Origin of the sequence: Actinomadura sp. NPDC048032 (assembly GCF_040653175.1) — a bacterium.
GTDB lineage: Bacteria > Actinomycetota > Actinomycetes > Streptosporangiales > Streptosporangiaceae > Spirillospora > Spirillospora verrucosospora.
On the sequence record NZ_JBEZJP010000622.1, the window covers coordinates 1 to 3,374 of the forward strand.

3 protein-coding genes and 2 tRNA genes are annotated in these 3,374 nt (G+C 72.7%); all 5 read right to left on the reverse strand.

The genetic code is table 11. The features are described from left to right. Nucleotides 1-18: 18 nt before the first annotated feature. A tRNA-Glu gene (locus tag AB0C69_RS40150) sits at nt 19-91 on the reverse strand. Nucleotides 92-115: 24 nt separating this feature from the next. Further along, nucleotides 116-187 (reverse strand) — tRNA-Gln (locus tag AB0C69_RS40155). 101 nt (nt 188-288) lie between these two features. Then, nucleotides 289-924 (reverse strand): DUF2461 domain-containing protein, encoded by a 636-nt coding sequence (locus AB0C69_RS40160; protein ID WP_360361640.1) that lies wholly within the window; start codon nt 922-924, stop codon nt 289-291. A 10-nt stretch (nt 925-934) separates the two neighbouring features. Next, a complete protein-coding gene (locus AB0C69_RS40165) occupies nt 935-1,702 on the reverse strand; it encodes a fumarylacetoacetate hydrolase family protein (protein ID WP_360361643.1) in 768 nt (255 codons plus the stop codon). Nucleotides 1,703-1,724: 22 nt separating this feature from the next. After that, on the reverse strand, nt 1,725-3,293 hold the full coding sequence (locus AB0C69_RS40170) for a cellulose binding domain-containing protein (RefSeq protein WP_360361646.1): 1,569 nt from the start codon (nt 3,291-3,293) through the stop codon (nt 1,725-1,727). Nucleotides 3,294-3,374 lie beyond the last annotated feature (81 nt).

The following is a 3,374-nucleotide window of genomic DNA, read 5'->3' on the forward strand; positions in this document are numbered from 1 at the left end:
GCAGGGAAGCCCGCCACGTACCCCCGAGCGGATTCGAACCGCCGTTACCGCCTTGAGAGGGCGGCGTCCTAGGCCACTAGACGACGGGGGCGTGTGTCCGCCTGAGCGGACGCAGCTGGGGTACCAGGACTCGAACCTAGACTAAGTGAACCAGAATCACTCGTGCTGCCGATTACACCATACCCCAGTGAGGTACGGGCTCCCGAACCGTTTCCGGCTGGTTGCTCGCGCCTCGAAGAGAATACAGGACAGTGGGAGCAGGGCCAAAACGATTGGCCGACCGGAGGGTCATCGGGTGAAGTCGGGCGGTCCGATGTGCTCGTGACCCCAGGCGACGAGGGGGCGGAGGCGCCGCCAGGACGCGCCGACCCGGGAGACGACCTCGTCGGCGTCGGACATCCACGGGTCGGCGGGCCAGCCCTCGCGGGCGTAGAGGGAGCGGTGCCGCAGGAGGTCAAGGCGGGGGTGGTCGGGGTCGGTCCCGCGCGGTCGGGTCTTGAGGCGGTCGCCGGCGATCTCCATGCCGGCGGCGCGGAGGTCGTCCACGATGGCCCGCAGCTCGGCGCCGTGGGTGTCGGAGGCGACGGCCTCGCGGTAGCGGCGGAGCTGGTCGGGGGTCGGGGCGTACATGCCGCCCGCGACCATGAGCCCGTCCGCGTCGACCTGGATGTAGAAGCCCTCGCTGGTGTGGCCGCCCTGGTGCGTCTTGTACGGCGTCTTGTCCTTGCTGAACCTGACGTCGCGGTAGGGGCGGAAGAGCTTGACCGCGCCGAACTCGCCTTCGAGTTCGGCGCACAGCTCGGCCAAGGGCTCACGCACGTGGCGCTCGTAGGCGTCCTTGTGGGACGTCCAGTAGGGCTTGCTGTTGTCGGCCTGCAAACCCTCGTAGAAGGCGAACGCCTCGTCGCTGAAGCCGCTGAACACCTGGGCCCCCTCAGTCGCGGGCGATGACCCGGTTGGTGAGGCTGCCGATGTTCTCGACGGTGACGGTGACCTCGTCCCCGACCTCCAGGGGGCCGACGCCGGCGGGGGTGCCGGTCAGGATGACGTCGCCGGGCAGCAGCGTCATGACCTGGCTGACGTACTCGACCAGCGTGGGGACGTCGTGCAGCAGCAGGGACGTGCGGGCCTCCTGCCGCACCTCCCCGTTGACGGTGGTGGAGATCGACAGGTCGGCGGGGTCGACCTCGGTCTCGATCCACGGGCCGATCGGGCAGAACGTGTCGAAGCCCTTGGCCCGCGTCCACTGCCCGTCCTTGGCCTGCAGGTCGCGGGCGGTGACGTCGTTGGCGCAGGTGTAGCCGAGGATGACCTCGGCGGCGCGGGCCGCCGGGACCTCGCGGCACATCCGGCCGATGACGACGGCGAGCTCGCCCTCGTGGTCGACGCGCTCGGACAGCTTCTGCGGGTAGGCGATCGCCTCCCCCGGGCCGATCACGGCGGTGGACGGCTTGGAGAACAGCACCGGCTCGGCGGGCGGCTCGTCCCCGCCCATCTCGCGGACGTGGTCGGCGTAGTTCTTCCCGATCGCGATGATCTTGCTGGGCAGGATCGGGGCGAGCAGCCGGACGTCGGCGAGCGGGAGGCGCTGCCCGGTGAAGGTCAGCTCCCCGAAGGGGTGGGCCGCGATGACGGCGACGGTGTTCTCCTCCACCACACCGAAGGACATGCCGTCGTCGGTGGAGAATCTGGCGATACGCATGGTCAAGAGCCTAGTACGCCGGTCAGAAGCCGCAGGCCCTGCCGTTCAGCACGCAGGACTTCGGGGTGGACGCCGTCCCGGCCGCGCCGAACTGGATGTCCCAGGTCGAGCCGGGCTGGATCGGGGGGACGCCGTCCAGGTTCCTGATCTCGACGGTGGAGCCGCCGTGCACGAGCCGGGCGCCCCAGATGTTCTTCACGTCGGCGCGGGGGGCCTTGAACGTCAGCTTCCACGCCTTCAGGGGCTTCTTGGTGTGGTTCGTGATGACCATCTTGCCCTCGAAGTACCCGCTGTCCTGCTGGACGAGCTGGTACGTGATGCCCTTGCCCTGCACGAGCGGCCCGATCGGGGCGGTGGTCACCGGGGGCGGCGTGACGGGCTGCCCGCCGGGCTGCTGCCCCCCGGGCGGCTGGTTCGTGGGGGCCCCGGACTGCGGGGGCGTGGCGGGCGCGCCGCCGCCGGGCGTGGGCGCGCCGGACGGCGCGGGCCCGGTGCCGCCGCCCGTCGCCGGACCGCTCGCCGACGGGGTCGGGGACGTCTGACCGGAGGCCTTGCCCTTCTCGGAGCCGCCGCCGAGCACCAGCGCCACGACGCCGACCAGGACGAGGACCACCACCAGGGCGCCCAGCAGGATGAGGACCGGCGGCCGCCGCGACCGGGACGGCGGCTGCCCGCCGGGCGGCCCGCCGGGCAGCCCGCCGGACGGCGACGCCACCGCGGGCGGCGGCATCGGCGGGACGGTCGACTCGTGGTGCGGGGGCATCGTGCTCTGGGCGGGGGAAGGGGCCCCGGGCATCCCGTAGGCGAACGCCGGGGGGCCGCTCTCCGCCGGGTTCGCCGTCTCCTCCTCGGAGGCGAACTGCTCCGTCCACGGCGCCTCGGCGGGCATCGGGGCGGCGGCCTGGGCCGCGACCTGCGCGGGCGGCGCCTGCTCCGACGGGGGCGCCTGCTCCGGGAAGAGCGCCGGCTCGGGGAAGGGCGCCGGCTCCCGGAAGGGCGGCGGCTCCTGGGCGCGCTCCTGGTACGGAGCGGGAGGCTGGGCGTACACCGGCGCCGGGTTCGCGCCCTGCTCGAAGGCGGCAGGCTGCGCCGGTGGCGGGACGGCCGGAGCGGCCTGGGGCGGAGCGGCCTGGGGCGGGACGGGCGGAGCGGCCGGGGGCGGCGCGGGCCTGGCGGGCTGCTCCATGGGGATGTCGGTGAAGGTGGCGGGAGGCTGGAACGCGGTCACGTCGAGCTCGTCGACGGTGTCCGCGGGCGGCGGCTTCTGGAAGGTGATGACGCCCGGATCGCGCAGCGTCCTGTCGAAGTCGTCGTCCGGCTCGACGCCCGGACCGTCCTGGTACGTCGTCTCCAGATCGTCCTCGGGGTCGTCGGACGGGAGGTCCTGCATCACCACGGCGTCCGACGGGGGAACGTCATGGGTCGTGGCGTCCCCGTCGAAGAGGTCGTCGTCCAGGTCGTCGCCGTCGGCCGGACCGTCCACCGTCCCGGGAAGGGGCAGCTCTCCGGACACCGGGGACTTCCTGGAGACGCCGAACTCGGCGGTCGTCTTGTGGTCCGGGGGCACGTACCCGGAGTCCTCGCCGCTCAACTCGTCCACCTTCCACTGACGCCGATCTCATGGAGTCCGACGACCGGCGTGACGGATCGGTTCGCCCCCCGCCCCGACGGC

Bases quoted from the DNA above. Each gene is read 5' to 3' on its own strand.
- AB0C69_RS40165 (WP_360361643.1), bottom strand. From the start codon at position 1,702: ATGCGTATCGCCAGATTCTCCACCGACGACGGCATGTCCTTCGGTGTG.